18 protein-coding genes and 1 pseudogene are annotated in these 21,794 nt (G+C 69.8%); 6 read left to right on the top strand and 13 right to left on the bottom strand.

Features of this window, described 5'->3' with window-relative positions; genetic code table 11:
* Positions 1–23: 23 nt before the first annotated feature.
* The 4 genes from AB0N66_RS00845 to AB0N66_RS00860 all read right to left on the bottom strand — a co-directional run bounded on the left by AB0N66_RS00845 (position 24) and on the right by AB0N66_RS00860 (position 4,066).
* Positions 24–428 (bottom strand): hypothetical protein, encoded by a 405-nt coding sequence (locus AB0N66_RS00845; protein WP_365426487.1) that lies wholly within the window; start codon positions 426–428, stop codon positions 24–26.
* Positions 429–504: 76 nt separating this feature from the next.
* A complete protein-coding gene (locus AB0N66_RS00850; RefSeq protein WP_365426490.1) occupies positions 505–1,149 on the bottom strand; it encodes a TetR/AcrR family transcriptional regulator in 645 nt (214 codons plus the stop codon).
* Between the two features lie 116 nt (positions 1,150–1,265).
* Positions 1,266–3,479: a trypsin-like serine protease gene (locus AB0N66_RS00855; RefSeq protein WP_365426493.1), complete on the bottom strand. Its 2,214-nt coding sequence runs from the start codon at positions 3,477–3,479 to the stop codon at positions 1,266–1,268.
* 41 nt (positions 3,480–3,520) lie between these two features.
* On the bottom strand, positions 3,521–4,066 hold the full coding sequence (locus tag AB0N66_RS00860; RefSeq protein WP_365426496.1) for a hypothetical protein: 546 nt from the start codon (positions 4,064–4,066) through the stop codon (positions 3,521–3,523).
* A gap of 595 nt (positions 4,067–4,661) precedes the next feature.
* On the opposite strand from AB0N66_RS00860, the gene AB0N66_RS00865 reads away from it, so the two are divergent.
* The 3 genes and pseudogenes from AB0N66_RS00865 to AB0N66_RS00875 form a co-directional block, all read left to right on the top strand.
* Positions 4,662–7,931 carry an ALF repeat-containing protein gene (locus AB0N66_RS00865; protein WP_365426499.1) on the top strand — a complete coding sequence of 1,090 codons (3,270 nt, stop codon included), beginning with the start codon at positions 4,662–4,664 and terminating at the stop codon, positions 7,929–7,931.
* Positions 7,932–8,064: 133 nt separating this feature from the next.
* Positions 8,065–8,661 carry a hypothetical protein gene (locus tag AB0N66_RS00870; RefSeq protein ID WP_365426502.1) on the top strand — a complete coding sequence of 199 codons (597 nt, stop codon included), beginning with the start codon at positions 8,065–8,067 and terminating at the stop codon, positions 8,659–8,661.
* Positions 8,662–8,691: 30 nt separating this feature from the next.
* Positions 8,692–9,075 (top strand): annotated as a pseudogene (locus tag AB0N66_RS00875) (hypothetical protein); the annotation flags it as partial.
* A gap of 291 nt (positions 9,076–9,366) precedes the next feature.
* Here AB0N66_RS00875 and AB0N66_RS00880 read toward each other — a convergent pair.
* From AB0N66_RS00880 to zapE, 9 genes are all read right to left on the bottom strand, one after another.
* Positions 9,367–10,122, bottom strand: a complete 756-nt coding sequence (locus AB0N66_RS00880; protein ID WP_365426504.1) for a peptidyl-tRNA hydrolase — start codon at positions 10,120–10,122, stop codon at positions 9,367–9,369.
* Between the two features lie 91 nt (positions 10,123–10,213).
* Positions 10,214–10,390, bottom strand: a complete 177-nt coding sequence (locus AB0N66_RS00885) for a hypothetical protein (protein WP_365426507.1) — start codon at positions 10,388–10,390, stop codon at positions 10,214–10,216.
* 51 nt (positions 10,391–10,441) lie between these two features.
* Positions 10,442–11,287: a polysaccharide deacetylase family protein gene (locus AB0N66_RS00890; RefSeq protein WP_365426510.1), complete on the bottom strand. Its 846-nt coding sequence runs from the start codon at positions 11,285–11,287 to the stop codon at positions 10,442–10,444.
* Positions 11,288–11,368: 81 nt separating this feature from the next.
* A complete protein-coding gene (locus tag AB0N66_RS00895) occupies positions 11,369–12,211 on the bottom strand; it encodes a PPK2 family polyphosphate kinase (protein WP_365427274.1) in 843 nt (280 codons plus the stop codon).
* 314 nt (positions 12,212–12,525) lie between these two features.
* Positions 12,526–13,890: a PhoX family protein gene (locus tag AB0N66_RS00900; protein WP_365426513.1), complete on the bottom strand. Its 1,365-nt coding sequence runs from the start codon at positions 13,888–13,890 to the stop codon at positions 12,526–12,528.
* Between the two features lie 88 nt (positions 13,891–13,978).
* The gene (locus AB0N66_RS00905; protein ID WP_365426516.1) at positions 13,979–14,938 is read right to left on the bottom strand and encodes a slipin family protein; all 960 of its coding nucleotides are present in this window, start codon (positions 14,936–14,938) and stop codon (positions 13,979–13,981) included.
* 115 nt (positions 14,939–15,053) lie between these two features.
* Positions 15,054–16,508: a SulP family inorganic anion transporter gene (locus tag AB0N66_RS00910; RefSeq protein ID WP_365426518.1), complete on the bottom strand. Its 1,455-nt coding sequence runs from the start codon at positions 16,506–16,508 to the stop codon at positions 15,054–15,056.
* Positions 16,509–16,516: 8 nt separating this feature from the next.
* The gene (locus AB0N66_RS00915; RefSeq protein ID WP_365426521.1) at positions 16,517–17,095 is read right to left on the bottom strand and encodes a carbonic anhydrase; all 579 of its coding nucleotides are present in this window, start codon (positions 17,093–17,095) and stop codon (positions 16,517–16,519) included.
* A gap of 557 nt (positions 17,096–17,652) precedes the next feature.
* Positions 17,653–18,792 (bottom strand): cell division protein ZapE, encoded by a 1,140-nt coding sequence (gene zapE / locus AB0N66_RS00920; RefSeq protein WP_365426524.1) that lies wholly within the window; start codon positions 18,790–18,792, stop codon positions 17,653–17,655.
* Between zapE and AB0N66_RS00925 the strand changes: the two genes are divergently transcribed.
* From AB0N66_RS00925 to murC, 3 genes are all read left to right on the top strand, one after another.
* The gene (locus AB0N66_RS00925; protein ID WP_365426526.1) at positions 18,791–19,585 is read left to right on the top strand and encodes a pyrimidine reductase family protein; all 795 of its coding nucleotides are present in this window, start codon (positions 18,791–18,793) and stop codon (positions 19,583–19,585) included. The two genes, zapE and AB0N66_RS00925, sit on opposite strands and share 2 nt — an antisense overlap.
* Positions 19,586–19,718: 133 nt before the next feature.
* On the top strand, positions 19,719–20,192 hold the full coding sequence (locus AB0N66_RS00930; protein WP_365426529.1) for an indole-3-glycerol phosphate synthase: 474 nt from the start codon (positions 19,719–19,721) through the stop codon (positions 20,190–20,192).
* A gap of 195 nt (positions 20,193–20,387) precedes the next feature.
* Positions 20,388–21,776, top strand: coding sequence for a UDP-N-acetylmuramate--L-alanine ligase (gene murC, locus AB0N66_RS00935; protein WP_365426532.1), 1,389 nt, complete (start codon positions 20,388–20,390; stop codon positions 21,774–21,776).
* Positions 21,777–21,794 lie beyond the last annotated feature (18 nt).

The following is a 21,794-nucleotide window of genomic DNA, read 5'->3' on the forward strand; positions in this document are numbered from 1 at the left end:
TCGATGTTCAGGCGTTCAGAGGATCAGGCGTCCTTGGTGATCAGGTGGTGCGCGTGTGCCCAGGTCTCCGCCGCGTCGAACCGGTCGGTCTCCCAGTGCTCCGACCGCACCACTCCATGGCCCCGGTACGCGCGCACGATCCGTATGTGGTCGGCTCGGCCGACGAACTCCTTGAGCCGCGCCTCGCCGGCCCAGACGGCCAGGGAGCCCGAGCGCCGTCGCAGTGGATCCGCCCACAGCCACATGCCGATCGCGCCCGGGGTCCGAGGCCAGGTCCGGCGAAGCCGCAGCCCGTCGAGGGCGACTGACCACGACCGCCGGAAGGTGTCGGAGGTGAAGTCGGTGAAGCTGACGACTACGGGTCCGCCGTGGGCGTCGGTCCCTGGGCCGGGCTGCCAGGGTGAGCGAAGGATCGTTCGGCGTCGCATGCCCCTAGCGTAAAACTAAGCGAACGGTCGTGCTACTTGTTTTGCGAACAGATCCGAGGGTCAATATCCATTCACATCAAGGGATTTGGGGCACCTGCGACGGATTCGTCGCCGCCACACGCAGCCGGGAGACGATGGCGACGCGGGCCCTGCGGTAGGCCGTCGTCTCGTCGTGCAGGACGGAGACGACGTTGGCTGTTTCCATCAACGCGATGAGTTCGAAGGCGAGTTGAGGGGCGTCCGTGCCGGGGTGCAGGTCGCCGAGGTCACGGGCCTCGGCGATGGTGCGCTCCACATGCTCCGTCCAGTCCCGCTGGGCGCGTACGACCGCGTCGTGCACGGGGCCCGACCGGGCATCGAACTCGGCGACGACCTCGTAGAAGAAGCAGCCGCCCGGGAAGACGCGGCCCTGGGAGTAGTCCAGCCAGAGCGTGCACAGCTGCCAGAGCCGGGCGATCCCGGCGAGGGTCTCGGCCGCGGGCCGGATGATCTGCTCGACGTAGATGCGTGCGGCCGCCCGCACGGTCGCGAGCTGGAGCTCCTGCTTGGAACCGAAGAGCGCGAAGACCCCGCTCTTGCTGAGTTCGAGCTCGGTGGCCAGCCGGCCGACGGACAGCGCCTCGAGTCCCTCGACCGAGGCGATGTCGACGGTACGGCGGAGCACCAACTGCCGCGTACGGTTGCCGCGTTCGACCCTGCCGTCCAGCCGGGTCCCGGCCATGGTGACCTCCACACACATCGCGAACGTGCCGCAAGCCTAGCCGCGGTGGTGGTGCCCAGTGCCGGGCTCAGGTCCTCCGGGGGCCGGCGAGGGCCGGTCCCCGGAGGACCAGCGGGTTATCGGGCCGCGTAGCCGAAGTCGGTGCCGGAGGCCGGGAGGCCGCCCTGACCGGGCTGGTAGGTGGTGATCGCGGCGATGGCGCCGCCGGCGGTGACGTTGGACAGGGGCAGGGCGTGGAGGGCGCCGTACGTGGTGGGGCCGTAGGGCATACCGACGTACAGCTTGGTGCCGGTGAAGTGGAGGCTGGTGCCCAGGGCCTGGTTGGCGCCGGGGGTGCCCGGGATGCCGTCGCCGTCGCCCGCTTCGAGCCAGCGGTCGTTGGCACCGGGTGCGCCCAGGAGCGAGAAGGTGGTGATCACGCCCGCCTTGGCCGCCGTGCCGACGGTCTCGCCCGTGATGCCGACGGCCAGTTTCAGCGTCGCCGTGGTGCTGACCGCGCGCGGTGCGGTGTTGATGGCGGTCACGGTGGTACCGAAGGCGTCGCCGGCCTCGCCGGTGCCGGCCACGTCGTCGTCGCCGGTGCCCGAGGCATAGGAGTTGAGCTGGCTGTAGGCGCCTGAGGCGGTGATGCGGAAGGTGAGGACGTTGCCGGTGTCGGTCTTGTTGACGTCGTCGACGGTCAGGTCCTCGCCCGGGGAGCCGACCGCGAGGATCGACTCGGTGGCGGCTGCCGCGCCCGAGGGGCGGTAGGGGACCACGGCCAGGGACTTGCCGAACAGGTCTCCGGCCTCGGCGCCGCCGGAGACGGTGTCCAGGTCCTGGTCGAGGCCGAACCGCGGGGTGGGCCTGCCCTCGGCGTTCAGCGTGTGGCTGAAGACGGCCAGGTTGCCGGCGTTGGCGTTGGTGCCGATGGTCTCGTTGGGGGCGCCGATGACGATCTGGTTGGCGTCGGCCGCCACCGTGCTGCCGAAGCCGTCGTTCGCCTCGGCGCTACCCGGCACGTCTGTGCTGTCCTGGGAGACGGAGATGTTGGTGGTGCCGTGCACGTAGAACGCCTGTCCCGCCTTGGCGATGGAACCAAGTGCTTCGCCGGGCACACCGATCACTATGAAGGGCTCACCGGCCGCTGTGGTGCCGGCGGCGAGCGCCTGGCCCATGCGGTCGCCGGTCTCGGCCGCGGACGCGCCGATGGAACCGGAACCGGTGGCCTGCTGGAAGTGGGTGTCCTTCGTCGTGCCCGTGCCGATGCCACCCGAGGCTCCGTGCAGGACGTCGACCATGCCGCCGTCGGTGGCGGTGCCGAGGTCTTCGGAAGGCGTGCCGACGACGAGGTCGGTGCAGCCGTCCTCGTCGTAGTCGACGGTGTCCAGGCTCTCGCCGAACGAGTCGCCGGCCTCGGAGCTGCCCTGCACCCAGTCGAGGTCCTGGCTGATCTCGGCGGTGCCTTTCCCGCCCCCGTACACGACCCGCACCAGACCCGCGTCGGCGGCGCCGCCCGCGGTCGCGCTGGGGTCGGCGACGGCGATGTCCTCGACACCGTCGCAGTTGAAGTCCGTGATGCGAACCGCGCCGACCTGGGAGTTCACCCAGGAGGCCAGGTCGTCGACGCGGGCGGTGATGCCGCCGGTGTTGGTCACGGTGGCGTCGATGCCGAAGCAACCGCCCTGGTAGGACTGGCTGTTGAGAGCGGCCAGCTGGTGGACGCCGTTCACCACGCGCACCACGGGGCCGCCGGTGTCGCCCATGCAGGCGGCCGCGCCGTCCTTGCCGGTGACCGTGGCCGTGGTGGCGGCGGAAGCGCCGACCGTGAACGCGCCGGTGTGCAGATTCAGCGGTGCCCACTCGGTCTTGGTGCGTCCGTAGCCGGCGAACCTCAGCTCCTCACCCGCGACGGGCGCGGTGGCGGACAGGGGGAGGGGGGTGACATTGGTGACCGGCCGGTTCAGCCGGGCCAGGACCACATCACGGTCGGTGCGCGGGACGAGCTGCACGACCTCGCGCACCGCACCCGCCGTGCCGGCCAGGTCGGAGCGGCCGATGGTCGCCGTCGTCTTCAGGGCCGGCTTGCCCGCGGGCACCGCAAGGCTCACGGCCGGGTTCTCGGCGAAGCAACTGGCCGCGGTGAGCAGCCACTCCGTGTCGACCAGGACGCCGGAGCAGCCGCGGGTGTGGTCGCCGATGATGAGCTGCGCGGTGTAGGCGTAGGTGGTGTCACCGGAGGGGACGGCGGGCCCGGATACGGCGGCGGCGGAGCCCGCGGTCAGTACGGCGGATCCCGCGATCAGGGATGAGGCCAGTGCGGCGAGGCGCACGGGTCTGGTGTGTCGCATGAGGTCAGTCCTTCTGAGGCAGATCTGGCGGAGGGGCAGCGCTACTTGGAGGTCCTGATCTCCACGAGCATGAATTCGCGGCCCTGCTCGTCCGCGCTCTCGCCCACCGGGGTCCAGCTGTTGTTGAGGATGTCGAAGGACTTCTCCTCGGCCCCGACGGTCATGTCGACCTGGGTGTCGTAGTCGTTGCCCTTGATGGCGTAGACGGAGGGGATCTCCAGGGTCAGCCAGCCCGAGTTGCCGACGACCTGGAAGCAGATCGTCCCCGCCTGCTCGCGGGCCATGACCTGGATGAGGCCGGTGCCGCTCGCGCAGTCGGCGAGCGTGATGTGGCCGTCGCCGCGCTTGAGGACGATGCCCTGTTCCGCGAGGATCTTGTCGGCCCCCGGGTAGTTGAAGTCCTCGACCGCGTAGCCGGGGGCGTCGTCCGCCACGGTGGTGGCAGCGTCGGCCTCGGGGTGGGACCCGCCGGGGACGCCGGCCGCCAGTGCGACCCACGCCAGGGCGCCGACGGTCGCCGCGCCCAGCGTACGGGCTATGAATCTTTTCCGCTGCGGCTTCGCCGCAATGGTGGTGAGTGCCTTCATCAATTTCCTAAACTCGTTGCTTTCGAGCCGATTTTCTTAACGCGGTTCGAGATGAGCGTGAAGGCGTCCGCAATTTGGATCGCCCCGCCCTCCGGCGGGGGGCATAACCAGTCCACAAGTGTTTCCACTTTGTTGCCCCCCGTGAATAAAAAATCCTCCCCGCGTTCGGGGAGTCGTGTTGTGTTCGTTATGCCATCTCGCTCATCCGAGCTTGTCCACTCCTCCAACAGCCATAAAACGGACGATAGTTGGGAGTGTGCTGTGACCCTCGTCACGATCGCCGGAAGGTTGTATTGGCCTCTGTAAAAAATTAGTAACGAAGGGTCTCATTCCGCTTCTTGATGGCAACCGGGCCCGTCGTCGGTGCGTCCCGGGCATGTCTTATTTTTTGTCGCGGCGAATTGATTTCTGTAGGCACGTGAGTTGGTATGGTCGCGTCAATGCGTAGGCATCGCATACGTCTCACTGGTCCCACACCAGCAGAAACCACGAGGACAAAACGCATATGCAGACGATGTTCTGGAGTCGCAGACGGCTCCTTGGTGCACTCGCCGCCGTCACGGCCGCCGCTGCTTCGCCTCTGACGTTGGCGCCCGTGGCCCGCGCAGTCACCGCGGCGGACACGGCGACCGATCCGCTCGCGCTGCCGGAGACCGACCGGGCGAGGGTGGTGAAGGCATGGATGACGGGTGGAAAGGCCACCAAGGCAGCGGCGGCCGACGCGCTCCTCGGCACCGACGTCGGCATCCAGACCTTCCTCAGCCAGACGTTGCCGAAGGTCACCGTGGAGGACAACCGCGTCGCGATCGCCAACTATCTCGCCCGTTCGGGCAAGGGCCTGCGCCGCGATGCCGTTGCCGCTCTCGACAACGGTGACAGCACCATCGCCGCCTTCCTCCAGGGGGGATACAAGTCCGCTCTGCTGGAAGACCTGCAGGTGGGGAACGCCACCGTGTCGGCCACCGGCGGCAAGGCGGTCCAGCGGGATGCGTCCGCCGCCCTGAACGCGGGCACGCAGCAGGCGCTGGAGGATTTCCTCACGGTGGGTCAGTTCACCGCCCGCCTGGAGGATGCGAGGGTTCAGGTCTCCGAGATGCTCATCAACGCCGGATCCGAGGTACGCAAGTACGCGGCCCGTGCGCTGAACGGCACTGCCACCGAAATCCAGTGGTTCCTCGACACCGGTCAGCACATCGCGCGCGCCCGCGACCAGGAGTCGGCGACGATCGAGGAACTCGTCGCGGTCGTCGAGCGGGAGGGCAAGCAGGCCCAGGCCGAGACCAACCTCGCGGTCGAGGCCTCCGAGCGTGCCCAGAGCGCCGCGGCGAAGGCCAAGGAAGCGGCGGAGTTGGCGGCGGCCGAGGCGGCAGCCGCCAAGAACGACGTGCAGAAGTCCGCGGCCGCGGCCCGCAAGGCGGCCAGTGCCGCCACGGGGGCGGCGAACGCCGCCCGGACCGCCATCAACGCCTCCAACGCCGCCGTGGCCGCCTCGCGCCGTGCCTCCTGGGCCGCCACCGCCGCCTCTCAGGCCGCCTCGACCGCGGGCGGTGCGGCGGCCCGCGCCTACAACGCCGCCATCGCCGCCTCCAAGGACGCCTCCAAGACCGAGGCCGCCAAGAACGCCGCGGTCGCCGCACGTAACTCCGCCGCGAAGGCCCGGTCGGCGGCAAAGGCCGCCGACTACGCCGCGACCGCCTCCGCGCAGGCCGCAGGCGCCGGCTCGTCGGCCGCCTCCGCCGCCCGTAACGCCGCTGCCGCGGCCACCGCTGCCGCGCAGGCCGCGGCCTCGGCCGGAATCGCCCAGTCGGAGGCCGCGGAGGCCAAGCGGCAGGCCGCCATCGCGACCACCGCCGCCAACCGTGCCACCAACGCCGCCTCCACCGCCCAGGCTCTGGCCAACTCGGCCGCCACCGCGGCACGTGCCGCACGTGACGCCGCCAATTCCGCCGCCGACCACGCCGAGAAGGCGGCGGACGCGGCCGACGAGGCCGTGAAGTACGCGGGCCAGGCCATCGACTACGCGAACAAGTCCACCGCCCATGCCGCTGAAGCCGTCAAGGCGGCCAACACCGCGACCAAGGCCGTGACGGACGCCATGGCGGTGGAGCAGGCGGCGCGGGACGCGGAACTGGCGCGCCTGGAGCAGGAGCGGCTGCAGGGTCTGGACGAGGCCCAGTTGCTGTTCCAGATCGAGGAGGAGGAGCGGGCCGAGTACGAGAACAAGCGCACCCAGGAAGCACAGACCGACCAGGCCCTCAAGGACGTCATCGCCGCGGCCGAGAAGGCCCTGTGGGAGACCGGCGACCTGGCACTCGCCGCCACGCTGGGCCGCAAGGCCGCCACCGGTCTGCTCGTTGCCACGGGCGCGTGGACGCGGGACGCGGCTCAGTTCGCGCTGTCCGGCAGCGACGACGACCTGCTCTCCTGGATCGACCTCGACCGGACCATCGCCCAGAACCAGGACGACCGGGAAACCGTCCTCTATATAGCCCAGATATCCAGCCCCGCCATCGCCGCGGCGGCACAGGCCGCTCTGGAGAGTTCCAGTCCTGTGGCGGTGGGTGACTTCATCACCTCAGGGGTCATCCGGGCGGCCAAGGACGACAACAAGGTACAGATCGGCCGCATCCTCAACGAGAAGCCAGGCAAGGCCGTCACCAAGGCGGCCAACGACGCGCTCGACGCGAACACCCCGGAAGCCTTGCAGGACTTCTTCGAGCGTACCTACCCCGCCGCGATCCGCGAGGACGACGCCGTCACCACCGCGTCGCTGGTGACCGCCGCGGGCGACTACACCAAGGCATACGCGGAGGTGGCCCTGGAGGGGCCGACGTGGATGCGCCGGAACTTCGTCCAGGTCGTGCAGTTCGCGTCGACACAGCTCGACCACGACTCCGCCACCCATGTCGCCGCGATCCGCGGAGCGATCGCGGCCGCGGCCAAGATCGCCTACACGGCACAGCAGAACGCGGCGCTGGCGTCGAAGGCGGGGGCGGACGCCCGCCAGGCGGCCGCTGAGGCGCAGCAGTGGGCGGACAAGGCACTGGCCTCGGCGAGCAAGGCCGAGGAGTACTCCACGCAGGCGAAGCAGAACGCGGACGCCGCGGACAAGTCCGCCGCGGACGCACAGGCGTCGGCGAACCAGGCAAGTTCGGCGGCGGCGACGGCACGCGGAGCGTCCCGTTCGGCGAACTACTCCGCGAACAAGGCGACCGACGCGGCCCGTTCGGCCCTGAACTCCTCCAACAGCGCCCAGGCCTCCGCGGCCAGCGCCCGCGCCTCAGCGCTCGCCGCGGGCAAGGACGCGCAGACGGCGGCGGCCGCGGCCAGCCAGGCCCGCGCCATCGCCACCCAGAAGCGCGAGGCCGAGATCGCGGAGGCCGCCCGCGAGGCCGCCGAGAAGGCGAAGCAGGAGCGGGAGAGCGGGAACGATCCGGCCGACAACGAGACCAACGACGACGTCAACCAGAACGGCACCGGCCCCGAGAATGAAGACTGGTGGTCGGACGCCAACTGGTGGGCCGGTGCCTTCAACACCGTCAGCGTCGCCACGGGATTCATCAGCATCGGCCTCGGCGTCGCCAGCCTCGTCTTTCCCCCGCTGGCCCCGGTCGCCGTGTACTTCGGCGCCGTGTCGATGGGGGCCGAAGCACTGAGCAGCCTGTTCACCGGCCTCGAGTACGGGTTCACCAGCGGCCAGTTCATCGAGTCCGCCGCCTGGTCCGCCCTGAACCTGGCCACCTTGGGCAAGTCCAAGTGGGTTACCCCGGCCGCCAAGAAGGTGGCGCCGGTGGTCAACAAGGTCGCGGAGGAGGGCAAGGAACTCGTGTCCTCGATCACCGGCGGCCTGTCGTCGATGTTCTGACCGCCGTCTCAAGAGCGATCTCGGCGTCCTGGGCGGATATTCGCGGATATTCGCGGACCACTCGCCCGGAGCGCCGAGAGAGGCGCTCCGGGCGCCCATTCGCGACCGTGCACAAGAGATCAACGACGCCGCAATGACCGTACGAGTGCCTAGAAAAGTCGCTTTGTCGCGGCTTGATGCAAAAGCCCGGACGCGTCGCAGATCCGAACCGGTCGCCCACGTCAACAAGACCACCAACCCGCTGGGCCCGGCCGGTACCCGGGCGACCACGGCGCAGGCCTGCCTGGGTAAGACGCCCGGACCGGGCAGTCCTGCTGGGGGAGACATCACAGGCTGGCAGGACGCAGCGCTTTTCGCCCAAGCGAACTCGCTCGACGCCGGCCTCTCCCGGTGCCACCTGATTGCCAATGTTCTCGGCGGGAGGATCTCGAACAACCTCGTCCCCTGCCGGCAGGAGGGGATGAACACCAGTACGGACGATCTGTGGGACAGCATGTGGGACTACGAGTCCGAGGTTCGGGACGAGGTGGCAAAGCTGGGATTCGGGGAGGAAGACGCGATCCTCTATCAGGCGACGCCCGAGTACCTGGACGCCACCAGCACGATTTCCGTGCGGGTTACGACGAGCGCCGTTATCGAGCGGGAGGACGGATCGGTGGAGGAGCTGTTCACCGACGTCGACATCCCCAACACCCTGGCCGACACCGGGCGCTTCGATCTGGGTAACTGATCTGAGCCTGTTCGTGCCATCGGAGCCAGAATGAGTCGTACCACCCCACCTCGGCGGCTCGACGTCACCGCGGTCTTCCCTCAACTGGCCCCGCTGGCGCGCACGGCGACTCGGCTGCATCCTCGCCCCGGGTCTCCGTCACGGCAGGACAGTTCTGTCGGCGGGCCGCTGCTGGGGCCCGTCGATGAGCCGTGGCCGTACTGCGAAGGGCCGCACGTGAGGAGCCGCCGGGCGAAGGTGGCCCTCTCGCCGGAGGACGTACGGCTGTTGCGGCGCAACCGGGCGGCAGCCGCAAGCCGGCGGAGCCGCGATCCCCAGTCCCGGCCCACGCCCGAGGACCTGGCGACCGAGAAGCGGATCTATGCCGGCCGCCCGTGGCCCGAGGGCCCGATAGCCATGCTTCCCGTTGCCCAGGGGAACACGATGGCGATTCGGACCGGTACCGGTGGTGCCGAGGTGCTCTGTAATCGGGTAGGCGGGTAGTTGGAGTCCCGATTGAGTACAGGGGGGCGCCCCTACCTGTTGGTCAAGCCGGGTGAGGATGGTTGGCATGACAGATCGGGATCGGTTGGGACGGAAGGTGGTGGACCATGCGGCCGCGCCGGTGATGCGGATGGCCTGAGGATGGATGCTGTTGGCTGACGGCGCCGACCTGGAGGCGTTCGACGGCGCGGGGTGGACGCCGCTGTATTTTGCCGGTCACGGTCACTGCGGGCGCGGCAGGCCGATGCGCGGATCGTCGACTGCAACAGTTAGCCCGGGCGCGATCTCCGTGAAGCCGGCATCGCGCACCAACGGGATCCCGGAGGTGGTGAGTTCGCGCCAGCGGGCCGGGTCGGCGGTACGGACGGCGAGGGGGAAGCCGGCGTCGCGCCAGGCCGCGCGCTCCTCGTCGGACAGCTCCCACCAGGCGAGTTGGGCGCCGTGGCCCGCCTGGGCCATGGACTTGCCGGCCGACATCTCGAGGTCGGGGTTGAGCCACAGCACGGGCGCTGTCAGGTCGGCGTCCGCCGGCGGCTCGGGGTCGTCGAGGTCGGTGCCGGAGACCTGGAGCTTGGCGAGTTCCTTGGGCCAGCCGTCCAGTGGGATCGGCGGGAAGACCCGCACCTCGGCGGACTTCCCGGTCACCGTGATCCCCGGCAGCTCCTCGGTCCGCCGCCACTCGGCGCCACGAGCCCGCCGTACGACCTTGCGGATCCGGGCGTCCTGCCAGTCCCGGATCGCCTGAGCCCACTCGCCCGCGCTCTCGCCCTCCCCGAGCGAACGTTCGTCGCTGAGGATGGTCAGCACGGCGCGGGCCGCGGTCTCCAGCGCGTCGGTACGGGCCGGGGGTGCGGCCTTCTCGATGTGTACGACCAGGGGCAGCACGTACTGCGGTGCCTCGTCGCGCGCGGTGCGCTCGGAACGGAAGGGGCTGTCGCCCGCGGGGGCCGGATCAACTGCGGTCGGGTCGCTGCTCACGCCCTCCAGTCTGCCAGGCGGAAGATCCGTTCATCCGAGGGTGCCGGTACGCCCGAGAAGGAGCCCGAGTGCGACCTGGGGCTGCGATCGGTCAGCCCGAACAGGCCGTGCGCTGTGCCTCCTGCCACTCGCAGACGGGGCACAGGGTGATCCCCTTGTACGACTCCGGGTACTCCGTCGGTTTCCGGCACAGCACGCACTCGGCGAACGGCGGCCCCTCCTCGGCAGGGGCCGGGTCCGCACGGGTGCCGCAGTAGTCGTCACTCATGGTTCCAGCGTAGGACGTACAACCGAGCCGCCCATCGGTGGTGGGTCCCGCCTACCGGAGCGGAGCCGCCGTCCCGATCAGCTCGGACACCTTGACGAAGCGGAAACCCCGCTTCCGTAGCTCGGGCACGATCGTCCGCAGTGCCTGCTCGGTCGCCGGAGCCGCGCTCCGCGTGCAGTGCATGACGACGACGGAACCGGGCCGTACGCCGTCCAGTACCTGCTGGGCCACCGCGTCCGCGTCCGTGGCGAACGCGTCCCCGCTGACCACGTCCCACTGCACCGCGGTCACCCCGGCCGCGCTCAGCGTCCGCAGTGCCCGCTGGTCGTAGCACCCGCCCGGAAAGCGGAAGTAGGGCATCGCGCGGGGCACGCCCGCCTTCCTGAAGGAGGCGTACGCACGCTCCACATCCGCCCGCATCCTGTTCTCGGGCACGGTCGGTAGGCCGTAGCAGTCCTCCGTGAAGGCGTAGTGGCTGTACGAGTGGTTGGCCACCTCGAAGAGGGGGTCCCGTCCGATGGACCGGGCCTCCTTGGGGTATTCGTCGGCCCACCGTCCCGTCATGAACACGGTCGACGGAACCTTGAAGCGCCGCAGGGTGGCGATGAGCCGCGGGTTGTCGAAGTGCTCCCCGGCCGCCGCCCTTGGCCCTTGATCCGCGGTCATGTCCGCGTCGAAGGTCAGCGCGACGGTCTTGTCGCGCGTTCGCGGGCCGTTCTTGAAGACGGGGGTCAGGCCGGTGGGGCCCGGGGCGAGCGTCGGGGGCCGCGACGGCGCGGCGCCGGCGGGTGCGGGGCGCTCCTTACGGGGTGCGGGCGGGCTGTCGGGGGCCCCGCAGGCGGCGAGCACGGCGCCCAGGGCGCAGACCGCTGCGAATCGCGTTACTTGAATGATCACCCGATGAAGATATCGGGGCGAATATGGCTATTTACGTATCATCTGTCTGTGCCGCACGGACGCGCCCCCGAAGTCACCCGCCTAGAGCCGCGCAGGTGAGGTCAGTGTCTGTGCGAGCAGTCGTTTCCGGCTCTCCTCCACGTCGAAGTCCGCCTTCGGGTACTGCGGGTCCAGGGCTTCGAGGTGCTCCAGGAGGAGCTTGCTGATGGCCCAGTTCCGGTACCACTTGCGGTCGGCGGGGATCAGGTACCAGGGGGCCTCCGGTGTGGAACAGCGGTCGAGGGCGATCTCGTACGCCCGCTGGTACGCGGGCCACAGCGCGCGCTCCTCGATGTCGCCGACGTTGAACTTCCAGTACTTGTCGGGGTTGTCCAGGCGTTCGAGGAGACGACGGCGCTGCTGTTCGTACGAGATGTGCAGGAAGACCTTCACGACGGTGACGCCGTCATCCGCGAGTGACTTCTCGAAGCGGTTGATCTCGCTGTAGCGGTGGTTGATCTCCTTGTGCGGGGCCAGTTCGCGGACCCGGGCGATCAGGACGTCCTCGTAGTGCGAGCGGTCGAAGATGCCGATCTCGCCGACCTCGGGAAGCGCCCTCCTGATCCGCCAGAGGAAGGAGTGCTTCCGCTCCTCGGCGGTCGGTGTCTTGAACGCCCGGATGCGGCAGCCGGAGGGGTTGAAGTGCCCGATGACGTGCTTGACCGTGCCGCCCTTGCCGCTGGTGTCCATGCCCTGGAGGACCAGGAGGACGCGCCGCCGGTCGCCCGCCGTGCTCGCGGCCCAGAGGCGCTCTTGCAGGTCGGCCAGGTGTTCGCCCATTCGGGCGGTGGCGGCGAGACCGGCGGCCTTGTCCTGGGGGCCGGTGGGAGTGGCCCCGGCCTCGTAGGAGGAGAGGTCGATCTTCGCACCGCCGGGGACGCGCAGGAGTTCGCGGAGCGGGGCGGCAGCCTTGCCGTTGTCCTGCCGCCCGCTGTCCTTGCCGCCCCCCTTGCTGTCGTCCTTCTTGCGCTCCTTCTTGCCGTGCTTCTTGCCGTGCTTCTTTGCCACCGTGCGCCCCTTCCGTCCGTGTCCCTTGATGGTGCGGGGAGCGGCCGGGAGCCGCTACTCGCGGTCAGGCCTCACCTCGCGGTTCAGGCCTCACTAGGCGGGAGAGTGGCCGCACGGCGAAGCCCCGAGGCGCTCGCCCCGAGGCTTCGGACCCGGTCAGCGGTCAGCAGTCGCCAGCCAGTAGCCGGCAATCAGCGCCAGGGCCCCGTCACCGCGAACGTCGTCCCCGGCGTATAGCAGTTCACATACATCGTCTCGCCGTCGGGGGAGAAGGTGACGCCGGCGAACTCGCCCCACTCCGGGGCCTCGGGGGTGCCGATGTTCTGGGCGCCGCGGGCCAGGGCGTACACCTCGCCGCGCCGGGTCACGCCGTAGACGTGCTGTGCGCCGCTGCCGTCCTCGCAGACCATGAGGCCGCCGCTGGGGGCGAGGCAGATGTTGTCGGGAGACTCGCCGGGGAGCTGTACGTCGGTGTTCGGGCCGAACACGATCACCAGTGACAGGCGGCGCGCCGTCGGGTCGTACCGCCAGATCTGGCCGAAGTGGTCGGCGGCCGAACCCTCCGCGCTGTGTGCGAAGGAGGAGACGAAGTACACGCTGCTGCCGCCCCAGTAGCAGCCCTCCAGCTTCTGGGCGTGCGTGATGCCCTTCGGGCCGAAGTCCTGGAGGCGGATGGGGGTTTGGGCGGCGAGCGGGTCCGGGACATCCACCCACTCGATGCCGTCGAAGGTCGCGCCGGTCTCCTGGACGGAGGAGAGGTCCGGTACGCCGGGGACGCGCATCGCCTGGAGCTTTCCTCCCGCGCGCAGTGAACCGACGCCGCCCTCCGGCTTGTTGGGAAGGAAGCGGTAGAAGAGGCCGAAGGGGTCGAGGAACGCGTCCTCGGTCTCGTAGACGATGCCCCGCCTCGGGTCCACGGCGATCGCCTCGTGCTGGAAGCGGCCCATCGCGGTGAGCGGGACGGCTCCCGTGCGACGAGGGTCCACCGGGTCGACCTCGAAGATGAAGCCGTGGTCCTTGGTGTAGCCGTTGGTGCCCGCCGTGTCCTCGGTCTCCTCGCAGGTCAGCCAGGTACCCCAAGGAGTGGGCCCGCCCGCGCAGTTGACCGCGGTTCCGGCGATCGCGACGCGCTCGGAGAGTACGTGGTTGCGGCCGTCCAGGGTGAGCGCCGTACAGCCGCCCTTTCCCATCGGGTCGTACGTCAGGCCCTCGATCGTCGGGACCGGGATCCTGCCGGTGTTGCGGTTCTCGTGGTTGCGGACCAGGTGGACGCGGCCGTGTCTGCCGGCGAAGGCCGCCATGCCGTCGTGGTTGCTCGGCACCAGGCCCTCCCCGGAGCGGAGCGGGTCACCCTCGCGGGACAGCACCCGGTAGCGGAAACCTTTCGGCAGGTCGAGCAGGCCGTTCGGGTCGGGGATCAGCGGGCCGTACCCGCTGTGGCCGAGACTCTGCGCGGCCGCGGTGCCCGCGAAGAGTTCGGTGAGGTTTCCGGCGAAGGCGATCGAGGCGCCCAGCGCACCTGTGCGGGCGAGTACCTGGCGTCGTGTTGCGGGCATGGGGCAACCTTCCTGTTGGCGGACAGGCTGTGACCCAGCTGTGTGTATCACGGGGGAGCGGCTCCCGGAACCACGCGGGTAGCACGCGTCAGGCGTGGGCCTTGGGGCTGGCCTCGGGCACGGTTTCAGGCACGGTTTCGGGCACCGCTTCGGCCTCGGGCCCGGCGTCACCAGGCGGAAGGACCTCCGCCTCGGTGTCACGGGCCAGGGGTGCCGGCTCGACGTCGGCCGGGCGGGCCGCGACGCGCGGCGGCTGGGGAGACTCCGGCCGCGCCGGCCCCTGCTGTTGTGGCTGCGCCCGTTCCAGGAACCGCAGCAGTTCCACCGGGAAGGGCAGTACGAGCGTGGAGTTCTTCTCAGCCGCGACCGCCACCACCGTCTGCAGCAGGCGCAGTTGGAGCGCGGCGGGCTGCTCGGACATCACCCCGGCGGCTTCCGCCAGCTTCTTGGACGCCTGAAGTTCCGCGTCCGCGTTGATGATCCGGGCACGGCGCTCACGGTCGGCCTCCGCCTGCCTGGCCATCGACCGCTTCATAGTCTCGGGCAGGGACACGTCCTTGATCTCGACGCGGTCGATCTGCACACCCCAGCCCATCGCCGGGCTGTCGATCATCAACTCCAGGCCCTGGTTGAGCTTTTCGCGGTTGGAGAGCAGATCGTCGAGATCGCTCTTGCCGATGATCGAGCGGAGCGAAGTCTGCGCCATCTGCGAGACCGCGAAGCGGTAGTCCTCGACCTGGATGACGGCGTCGGCGGCGTCGATCACCTTGAAGTAGATGACGGCGTCCACCCTGACCGTGACGTTGTCCCGGGTGATGCCGTCCTGCGCGGGCACCGGCATCGTCACGATCTGCATATTGACCTTGCGCAGCTTGTCCACGCCCGGGACGACCATGGTGAACCCCGGGGGACGCACCTGGCCGCGGAGCCGCCCGAGCCGGAGGACCACGCCTCGCTCGTACTGCTTGATGACCCGGGCCGCCGCCCCGGCGTACACCAGCCCCGCGGAACCGACTGCCACGCCGGCGATCAGCAGCTCCTCGAGCATGACGACCCCCTTTCGAGCCGCCCGGTATAACCAATATGTCCACTGTACGTCGTAGGGCTGGGTCCGCGGGGAAGCGAGCCCAGCCCTACGACGTATCGGTACGACTCGGGACGTCTCAGGACCCCGAGGTGACCTTCACCGGCTCGGTCCCCGCTGAGCTGTGTCGGGCCGACCAGTTCTCCAGCGCGGTCCGGCAGGCATGGTCCAGGTGGTGCAGGCCGGAGAGGTTCAGCTCGATGGGCCGGTCCTGTGGCAGTGCCTCCAGGCTGTCGAGGATCTTCGGGAGCCGCAGGAAGGTGGCGTTGCCCGACAGGTGCGCCTGGATGGGTCCGGCTCCCTTGTCTATGACGTCGAGGCGTACGTGCGAGGCCTCCCATGCCGTCTTCGCGACGGCCAGCGCGAGCCCGATCAGGACGCCCTCGAACATGCTGACCGCGACGATCGACACCGCGGTGACGACGAGGATCAGTGCCTCGCCCCGGTGCTCACGCCACAGCGACGCGATCTCGCGCAGCGGGATCAGCCGCCAGCCCGCGTGCACCAGGATGCCCGCGAGGGCGGGCAGCGGAATGACGCCGAGCGCGGCGGGCAGCAGCGCCGCGAACAGCAGCAGCCACACGCCGTGCAGCACCCGGGACGCCTTCGTCCGCGCGCCCGCCTGGACGTTCGCCGCACTGCGTACGATCACCGCGGTCATCGGCAGCGCGCCGAGCAGCCCGCAGACGGTGTTGCCCGCGCCCTGCGCCATCAGCTCCTTGTCGTACTGGGTCCGCGGGCCGTCGTGCAGCCGGTCCACGGCCGCCGCGCTGAACAGCGACTCGGCGGAGGCGATCAGGGTGAACGCGAGGATCGTGCTGAGCACCCCGACGCTTCCGAGTTCGCCCAAGGCGTCGAGGGACGGCAGCTGGATGGAGCCCAGCAGTCCCTGCACCTCGACCTTCGCCACGGGGAGTCCGAAGCCCCACGAGACGAGGGTGGCCAGCGCGACCGCGCCGAGCGCCCCCGGCACCGTACGCACTCGCCGCGGCAGCAGTTTCCACAGTACGAGGACGACTATGGTCCCCACTCCGAGCGCGACCGACGCCAGTGCCTCCGGGCTGCGCACGGCGTCCACGAGCGCCGCCGGCAGTCCGCCGAGCTTGTCGAGACCGGAGGCCGGCGCCTTCAGGCCCGCCATCGAGTAGAGCTGGCCCGCGATCAGCACGAGGCCGATCCCGGCCAGCATGCCTTCGACGACGGCCACCGAGATGGCCCGGAAGTAGCGCCCCAACTTCAGTGCGCCCATGAGGAGTTGGAGTACGCCGGTGGCGAGCACGATGACACCGAGGACCGCGAGGCCGTACTCCCGCACGGCCTCGAAGACCAGCACGGTGAGCCCCGCGGCCGGCCCCGACACCTGGAGGCTGCTGCCGCGCATCAGCCCGGTGACGAGACCGCCCACGATGCCGGTGATCAGGCCGAGTTCGGCCGGGACTCCGGAGGCGACGGCGACGCCCACACACAGCGGCAGGGCGACGAGGAACACGACGACGGACGCGGCGAAGTCCTGCCGCAGGTGGGGGAGTTTCATCGCGCCGTTCACAGCGCCTCGAAGGTGCCGGTGTCCGCACGGTGCGCCTGTACGGCGCCGGTGTGGACCTCGTAGTACCAGCCGTGCAGGCGTAGTTGATCTGCCGTCAGGGCCCGTTCCACGCACGGGTACGCGCGGAGCCTGAGCAGTTGGGCCCGGACGTGGTTCTGCACCGCGTTGGCCACGGCGGGGTCGTCGTCCGGTGCGCCCGACGGGGGTTCGGCCTGCGCCAGCCAGTCGCGTACGGCGGGTACGGCGGTCAGGTCGTCGCCACGCACCAGTGCGCCGACGGCGCCGCAGTGCGAGTGGCCGCAGACCACGATTTCAGTGACACCGAGCACGTCCACCGCGTACTCGACGGTGGCGGCTTCGGCGGACGGCCGTCCGGGGACGTAGGGCGGGACGATGTTGCCCGCTGTGCGCAGCTCGAAGAGCTCGCCGGGGCGGGCGCCGGTGATCAGTGCCGGGACGACACGGGAGTCGGAGCAGGTGATGAACAGGACTTGGGGGGACTGGCCATGGGCCAGCTGGGCGAACCGCTCGGGGCGCTTTCCGTGCGCGCGGGCGTGTTCGATGAGGGGCTGCATCTGTCAGTTCCTCCTGGCGCGCCTCAAATGACGCGTCGGCTTAAAAGAACGGAGCGTGGGGGGAGATGCGCTCAGCTCAGCAGCGGAAGACCTGGAGTGTGGCTGGAGAATGGGCGGTTGAGGATCTCGACGATGTGCGAATGGAGGCCGGACGCGGCGCGGCAAGGGGATGAACGGCCGCCGGATCGCTTTCCAGCAGGGCGCGAGAGGGTCCTTCGGGAACGAGGTCCTCGTCACGGTTCCGGTCGCGGGACCGGAGTGGAGGCGCCACCTTCTGCTTCTGCTGATGCTCGGATTCGCCGCAGGAGACGACCTCGTTCTTCTGCGCGGAAGCGAACGTATGTATGGGAGCGAAGAACTGAAGGCTCATCAGGACCGTGGCGAGTGCCACAAACAGGATTCGGGCCGTCCTACCTCGCAACACAAGCCCCCTCCCGGCTGCTCACACATGTCAACAGTCAGCGTCAAGATCTACGGTAACGCGGCCAGTTGTTTGCAGGGTTAATTCTACGTTTCACCCTGAAGAGAGCCTGAAAAAGGTGGGGCGGTGGCGTAATTCAGCCCTTTACGAGCCCCTTGGCGTCCCGTGCCAGCGCGGTGAGCCGGGAAATCGCGCGGAAGTACTTCTTGCGATAGCCGCCGTTCAGCATCTCCTCGCTGAACAACTGGCCGAAAGGCATCCCGGAGGCGAGGACCGGCACCTCGCGGTCGTACAGCCGGTCCGCGAGCACCACGAGCCGCAGTGCCGTCGACTGGTCCGGTATCGGCTGGACGTCGGTGAGGCAGACGGCTTTCAGATCGTCGGTGAGAGCGCCGTAACGGCTCGGGTGGACGCGTGCGAGATGGTCGAGCAGGTGCGGGAAGTCATCGAGGGACGCGCCATCGGTGGCGTACGCCGCCTTGGTGACCTGCTCGTCGGAGAACGGCGCCGGGGCCTCGGGCAGCCCGCGGTGGCGGTAGTCCTCGCCGTCGATGCGCAGCGGGCGGAAGTGTGCGGACAGGCCCTGGATCTCGCGCAGGAAGTCGGTGGAGGCGAACCGGCCCTCACCGAGCTTGCCCGGCAGTGTGTTCGAGGTGGCCGCGAGCGCCACGCCCGCGTCGACCAGCTTGCCGAGCAGGGTGGAGACGAGGACGGTGTCACCGGGGTCGTCGAGCTCGAACTCGTCGATGCACAGCAGCCGGTGGCCGCTCAGTGTCTGCACGGTCTTCTGGAAGCCGAGCGCGCCGACCAGGTTCGTCAGCTCCACGAACGTGCCGAAGGCCTTGAGCTCGGGCTCCGCGGGGGTCGCGTGCCACAGGGAGGCCAACAGGTGGGTCTTGCCGACGCCGTAGCCGCCGTCCAGGTAGACGCCGCGGGGGCCGGCTTGGGCCTTCTTGGGCGCCTTCCCGAAGCCGAACAGCCCGCGCCTGCCCGAGCCCGTGGAGTACGGCGCGCCGAGACCGGCCGCGAAGCCGCTGAGGACGCGTACCGCCTCGGGCTGGCTCGGCTCGTTCGGGTCCGGGACGTACGTGGCGAAGCGGACCGAGTCGAAGCGCGGCGGCGGCACCATCTCGGCGACGAGCCGGTCCGCGGGGACGTGCGGCTCGCGGGCGCACAGGGACAGCGGGGTCGCTTCGGCTATCGGGCCGAACCCGGCGGAGGAGGTGGAGGTCGACACGGTTGCCCAGTCTAGGGGCCGTGCCACACTGCACGTCATGCGACGCCTGTTCCCTGTGACGTACGAAACAGCAGCCCAAGCCTCCGGTGGGGCGACGGACGCGGACGCGAGGGACCGGGAGTGGGGGCTCCAGGAGCTGGCGGAGGCGTACGCCTACCCGGACGTCCGGGAGCCCTGGCTGCGCGCCAACATGGTGTCGACGCTGGACGGGGCCGCCCAGCACGACGGGCGCTCCCAGCCCATCTCCAGCGCCACCGACATGCGGATCTTCGGTGTGCTGCGCGCCCTGGCGGACGTCGTCCTGGTGGGTGCGGAAACGGTACGCCAGGAGGGTTATCGTCCGGCACGCGCGCGCGGAGACTTCGCGGAGCAGCGGGAGGCGGCCGGACAGGGTCCGGCGCCCGCGATCGCGATCGTGACCGCCAGTCTCGACTTGGACTTCTCACTTCCGCTTTTCACCTCGCCCCTGGTGCCCACGCTGGTCCTGACCGGCGCCGGGGCTGCCCCGGACCGGGTGGCGGCCGCAGAGAAGGCGGGCGCGCAGGTCGTGATCGCGGGGGACGGCATGGGGGTGGAGCCGGCCCGGGCCGTACGCGCGCTGGGTGACCTCGGCATGACCCGGCTGCTGACCGAGGGCGGCCCGCGTCTGCTGGGCCAGCTGGTCGCGGCCGGGGTTCTCGACGAGCTCTGCCTGGCCGTCTCCCCGATGCTCACGGTCGGGGACGCGCAGCGGATCGCCGGAGGGCCTACGATCGCTGTTCCGAAACGGTTCGAACTGATGTCCTTGCTGGAGGAGGCCGGGTTCCTCTATGCCCGATACCGTCGGCCCTGACAAGTCAGCGGAATACCCCGTTCCGTTTTTCTTCGGCTGGGCACACTAAATCTCGCAGACCCCGTGCGGTTACGGGGCAGGATGGTTTCCGCAGGGGCCTGGGAACGGCCCACGGAGGAGAAGGGCGCCTGTCGTGTTCACAAGCGTATTGATGATCGAGAAGGCCCTGACGTCCGCTGACGTGGAGTTCGTCACCACCTTGCACGGTGACGAGGCGGTCGGCTTCCACGTGCTGCTCCAGCCCCGGGGCGATCAGGCGGACCGGCTGCTGAGGGCCATCGACGACGTCGCGCTCGGCGAGCTGGACGAGGCGGCTCACGAGGACGAGACCCCCGAGGGCGACGAGGCGGCCGGGCAGGGGCAGCAGGCCCTGGACGTGTCGCTGGTGGCGCTGCGCTCGACCGGCAACCAGGCCGAGGGGCGGCTCATCGAGGCCCATCCGCTGGACGCCCTGAAGGCCCTGGTCGAGGAGATCGACGCCGACGAAGTCATCGTGCTGACGGACCCCCACTACGTGGAGGAGTTCTTCCACCGTGACTGGGCCTCTCGGGCCCGCCACAAGGTGGGCGTACCGGTGCTGAAGCTGTTCTCGCACAGCAAGGTGTGACGGCCCGCTGCCGCTGGGTTTGGCCGTGGGCGCCGTGGGGGTGAGGTGCTTTTCGGGGTGCGGGTGCTTCGTGGCTGGTCGCGCAGTTCCCCGCGCCCCTTGCCGGGTGCAGTCCCCGGCACGGCATAGGCTGGGGGCGCGTTCCGTCGCGTGGACGCCGCTCATCGTCGTACCGCATCTTGGGGAGACACACGCATGGCACCCGGCCTTCCTACCGCCATGGACCGACCGCACTTCATCGGCATCGGCGGCGCCGGGATGTCAGGGATCGCGAAGATCCTCGCGCAGCGCGGGGCGACGGTGGCGGGCAGTGACGCGAAGGAGTCCGCGACCGCCGAGGCCCTGCGCGCGCTGGGCGCGACGGTGCACATCGGACACGCGGCCGATCACCTGGCCGCCGATGCCACCTGTGTCGTCGTCTCCTCCGCGATCCGCGCGGACAACCCGGAGCTGGCCCGCGCCGCGGAACTCGGCATCCCGGTGGTCCACCGCTCGGACGCTCTCGCCCGCCTGATGGACGGCCTGCGTCCGATCGCGGTCGCGGGCACCCACGGCAAGACGACGACGACCTCGATGCTGGCAGTGTCGCTCTCGACGCTGGGTCTGAGGCCCTCGTACGCGATCGGCGGCGACCTCGACGCCCCCGGCTCGAACGCCCTGCACGGCGAGGGCGACATCTTCGTCGCCGAGGCCGACGAGTCGGACCGCAGCTTCCACAAGTACGCGCCCGAGGTGGCGATCATCCTCAACGCGGAACTGGACCACCACGCCAACTACGCGTCCCTGGAGGAGATCTACGAGTCCTTCGTGACGTTCGTGGACCGTGTCACCGAGGGCGGCACGCTGGTGATCTCGGCGGACAACGAGGGCACGCGTGAGCTGACCCGGCGCGTGACGGCCTGCGACGTCCAGGTGGTGACGTACGGGGAGTCGGCAGACGCGGACGTCCGGGTGCTCTCCGTCGTCCCGCAGGGGCTGAAGAGCGAGGTGACGGTGCTCCTTGACGGCGCCGAACTGACCTTCGCGGTCTCGGTCCCCGGCCGCCACTACGCGCACAACGCGGTCGCCGCGCTGGCCGCGGGCGTCGCGCTCGGCATCCCGGCCGCCGAGCTGGCCCCCGCGCTCGCCTCCTACACGGGCGTGAAGCGCCGCCTCCAGCTGAAGGGCGAGGAGGCCGGCGTCCAGGTCGTCGACTCGTACGCGCACCACCCGACCGAGATGACGGCGGACCTGGAGGCGATGCGCGCGGGTGCCTCCGGGCGCATCCTGGTGGTGTTCCAGCCGCACCTGTTCTCCCGCACCCAGGAGCTGGGCAAGGAGATGGGCCAGGCCCTGTCCCTGGCGGACGCCTCGCTCGTCCTGGACATCTACCCGGCCCGCGAGGACCCGATTCCCGGCGTCACGAGCGAGCTGATCATCGAGGCGGCGCGTGCGGCGGGCGCGGATGTGACGCCGGTCCACGACAAGGCGGACGTGCCCTCGGTGATTGCGGGAATGACGAAGCCCGGTGATCTCGTTCTCACCATGGGCGCGGGCGACGTCACGGACCTCGGTCCCGAGATCCTGGCGCGTCTGCCGAAGTAGTCATCACCGTTTGTGCGA

Source organism: Streptomyces sp. NPDC093544, assembly GCF_040683495.1.
Classification (GTDB): Bacteria; Actinomycetota; Actinomycetes; order Streptomycetales; family Streptomycetaceae; genus Streptomyces.

Bases quoted from the DNA above. Each gene is read 5' to 3' on its own strand.
- AB0N66_RS00925 (WP_365426526.1), top strand. From the start codon at position 18,791: ATGCGACGCCTGTTCCCTGTGACGTACGAAACAGCAGCCCAAGCCTCC.
- AB0N66_RS00910 (WP_365426518.1), bottom strand. From the start codon at position 16,508: ATGAAACTCCCCCACCTGCGGCAGGACTTCGCCGCGTCCGTCGTCGTG.
- AB0N66_RS00845 (WP_365426487.1), bottom strand. From the start codon at position 428: ATGCGACGCCGAACGATCCTTCGCTCACCCTGGCAGCCCGGCCCAGGG.
- AB0N66_RS00900 (WP_365426513.1), bottom strand. From the start codon at position 13,890: ATGCCCGCAACACGACGCCAGGTACTCGCCCGCACAGGTGCGCTGGGC.
- AB0N66_RS00860 (WP_365426496.1), bottom strand. From the start codon at position 4,066: ATGAAGGCACTCACCACCATTGCGGCGAAGCCGCAGCGGAAAAGATTC.
- AB0N66_RS00850 (WP_365426490.1), bottom strand. From the start codon at position 1,149: ATGGCCGGGACCCGGCTGGACGGCAGGGTCGAACGCGGCAACCGTACG.
- AB0N66_RS00855 (WP_365426493.1), bottom strand. From the start codon at position 3,479: ATGCGACACACCAGACCCGTGCGCCTCGCCGCACTGGCCTCATCCCTG.
- AB0N66_RS00870 (WP_365426502.1), top strand. From the start codon at position 8,065: ATGACCGTACGAGTGCCTAGAAAAGTCGCTTTGTCGCGGCTTGATGCA.
- zapE (WP_365426524.1), bottom strand. From the start codon at position 18,792: ATGACGTGCAGTGTGGCACGGCCCCTAGACTGGGCAACCGTGTCGACC.
- AB0N66_RS00885 (WP_365426507.1), bottom strand. From the start codon at position 10,390: ATGAGTGACGACTACTGCGGCACCCGTGCGGACCCGGCCCCTGCCGAG.
- murC (WP_365426532.1), top strand. From the start codon at position 20,388: ATGGCACCCGGCCTTCCTACCGCCATGGACCGACCGCACTTCATCGGC.
- AB0N66_RS00905 (WP_365426516.1), bottom strand. From the start codon at position 14,938: ATGCTCGAGGAGCTGCTGATCGCCGGCGTGGCAGTCGGTTCCGCGGGG.
- AB0N66_RS00915 (WP_365426521.1), bottom strand. From the start codon at position 17,095: ATGCAGCCCCTCATCGAACACGCCCGCGCGCACGGAAAGCGCCCCGAG.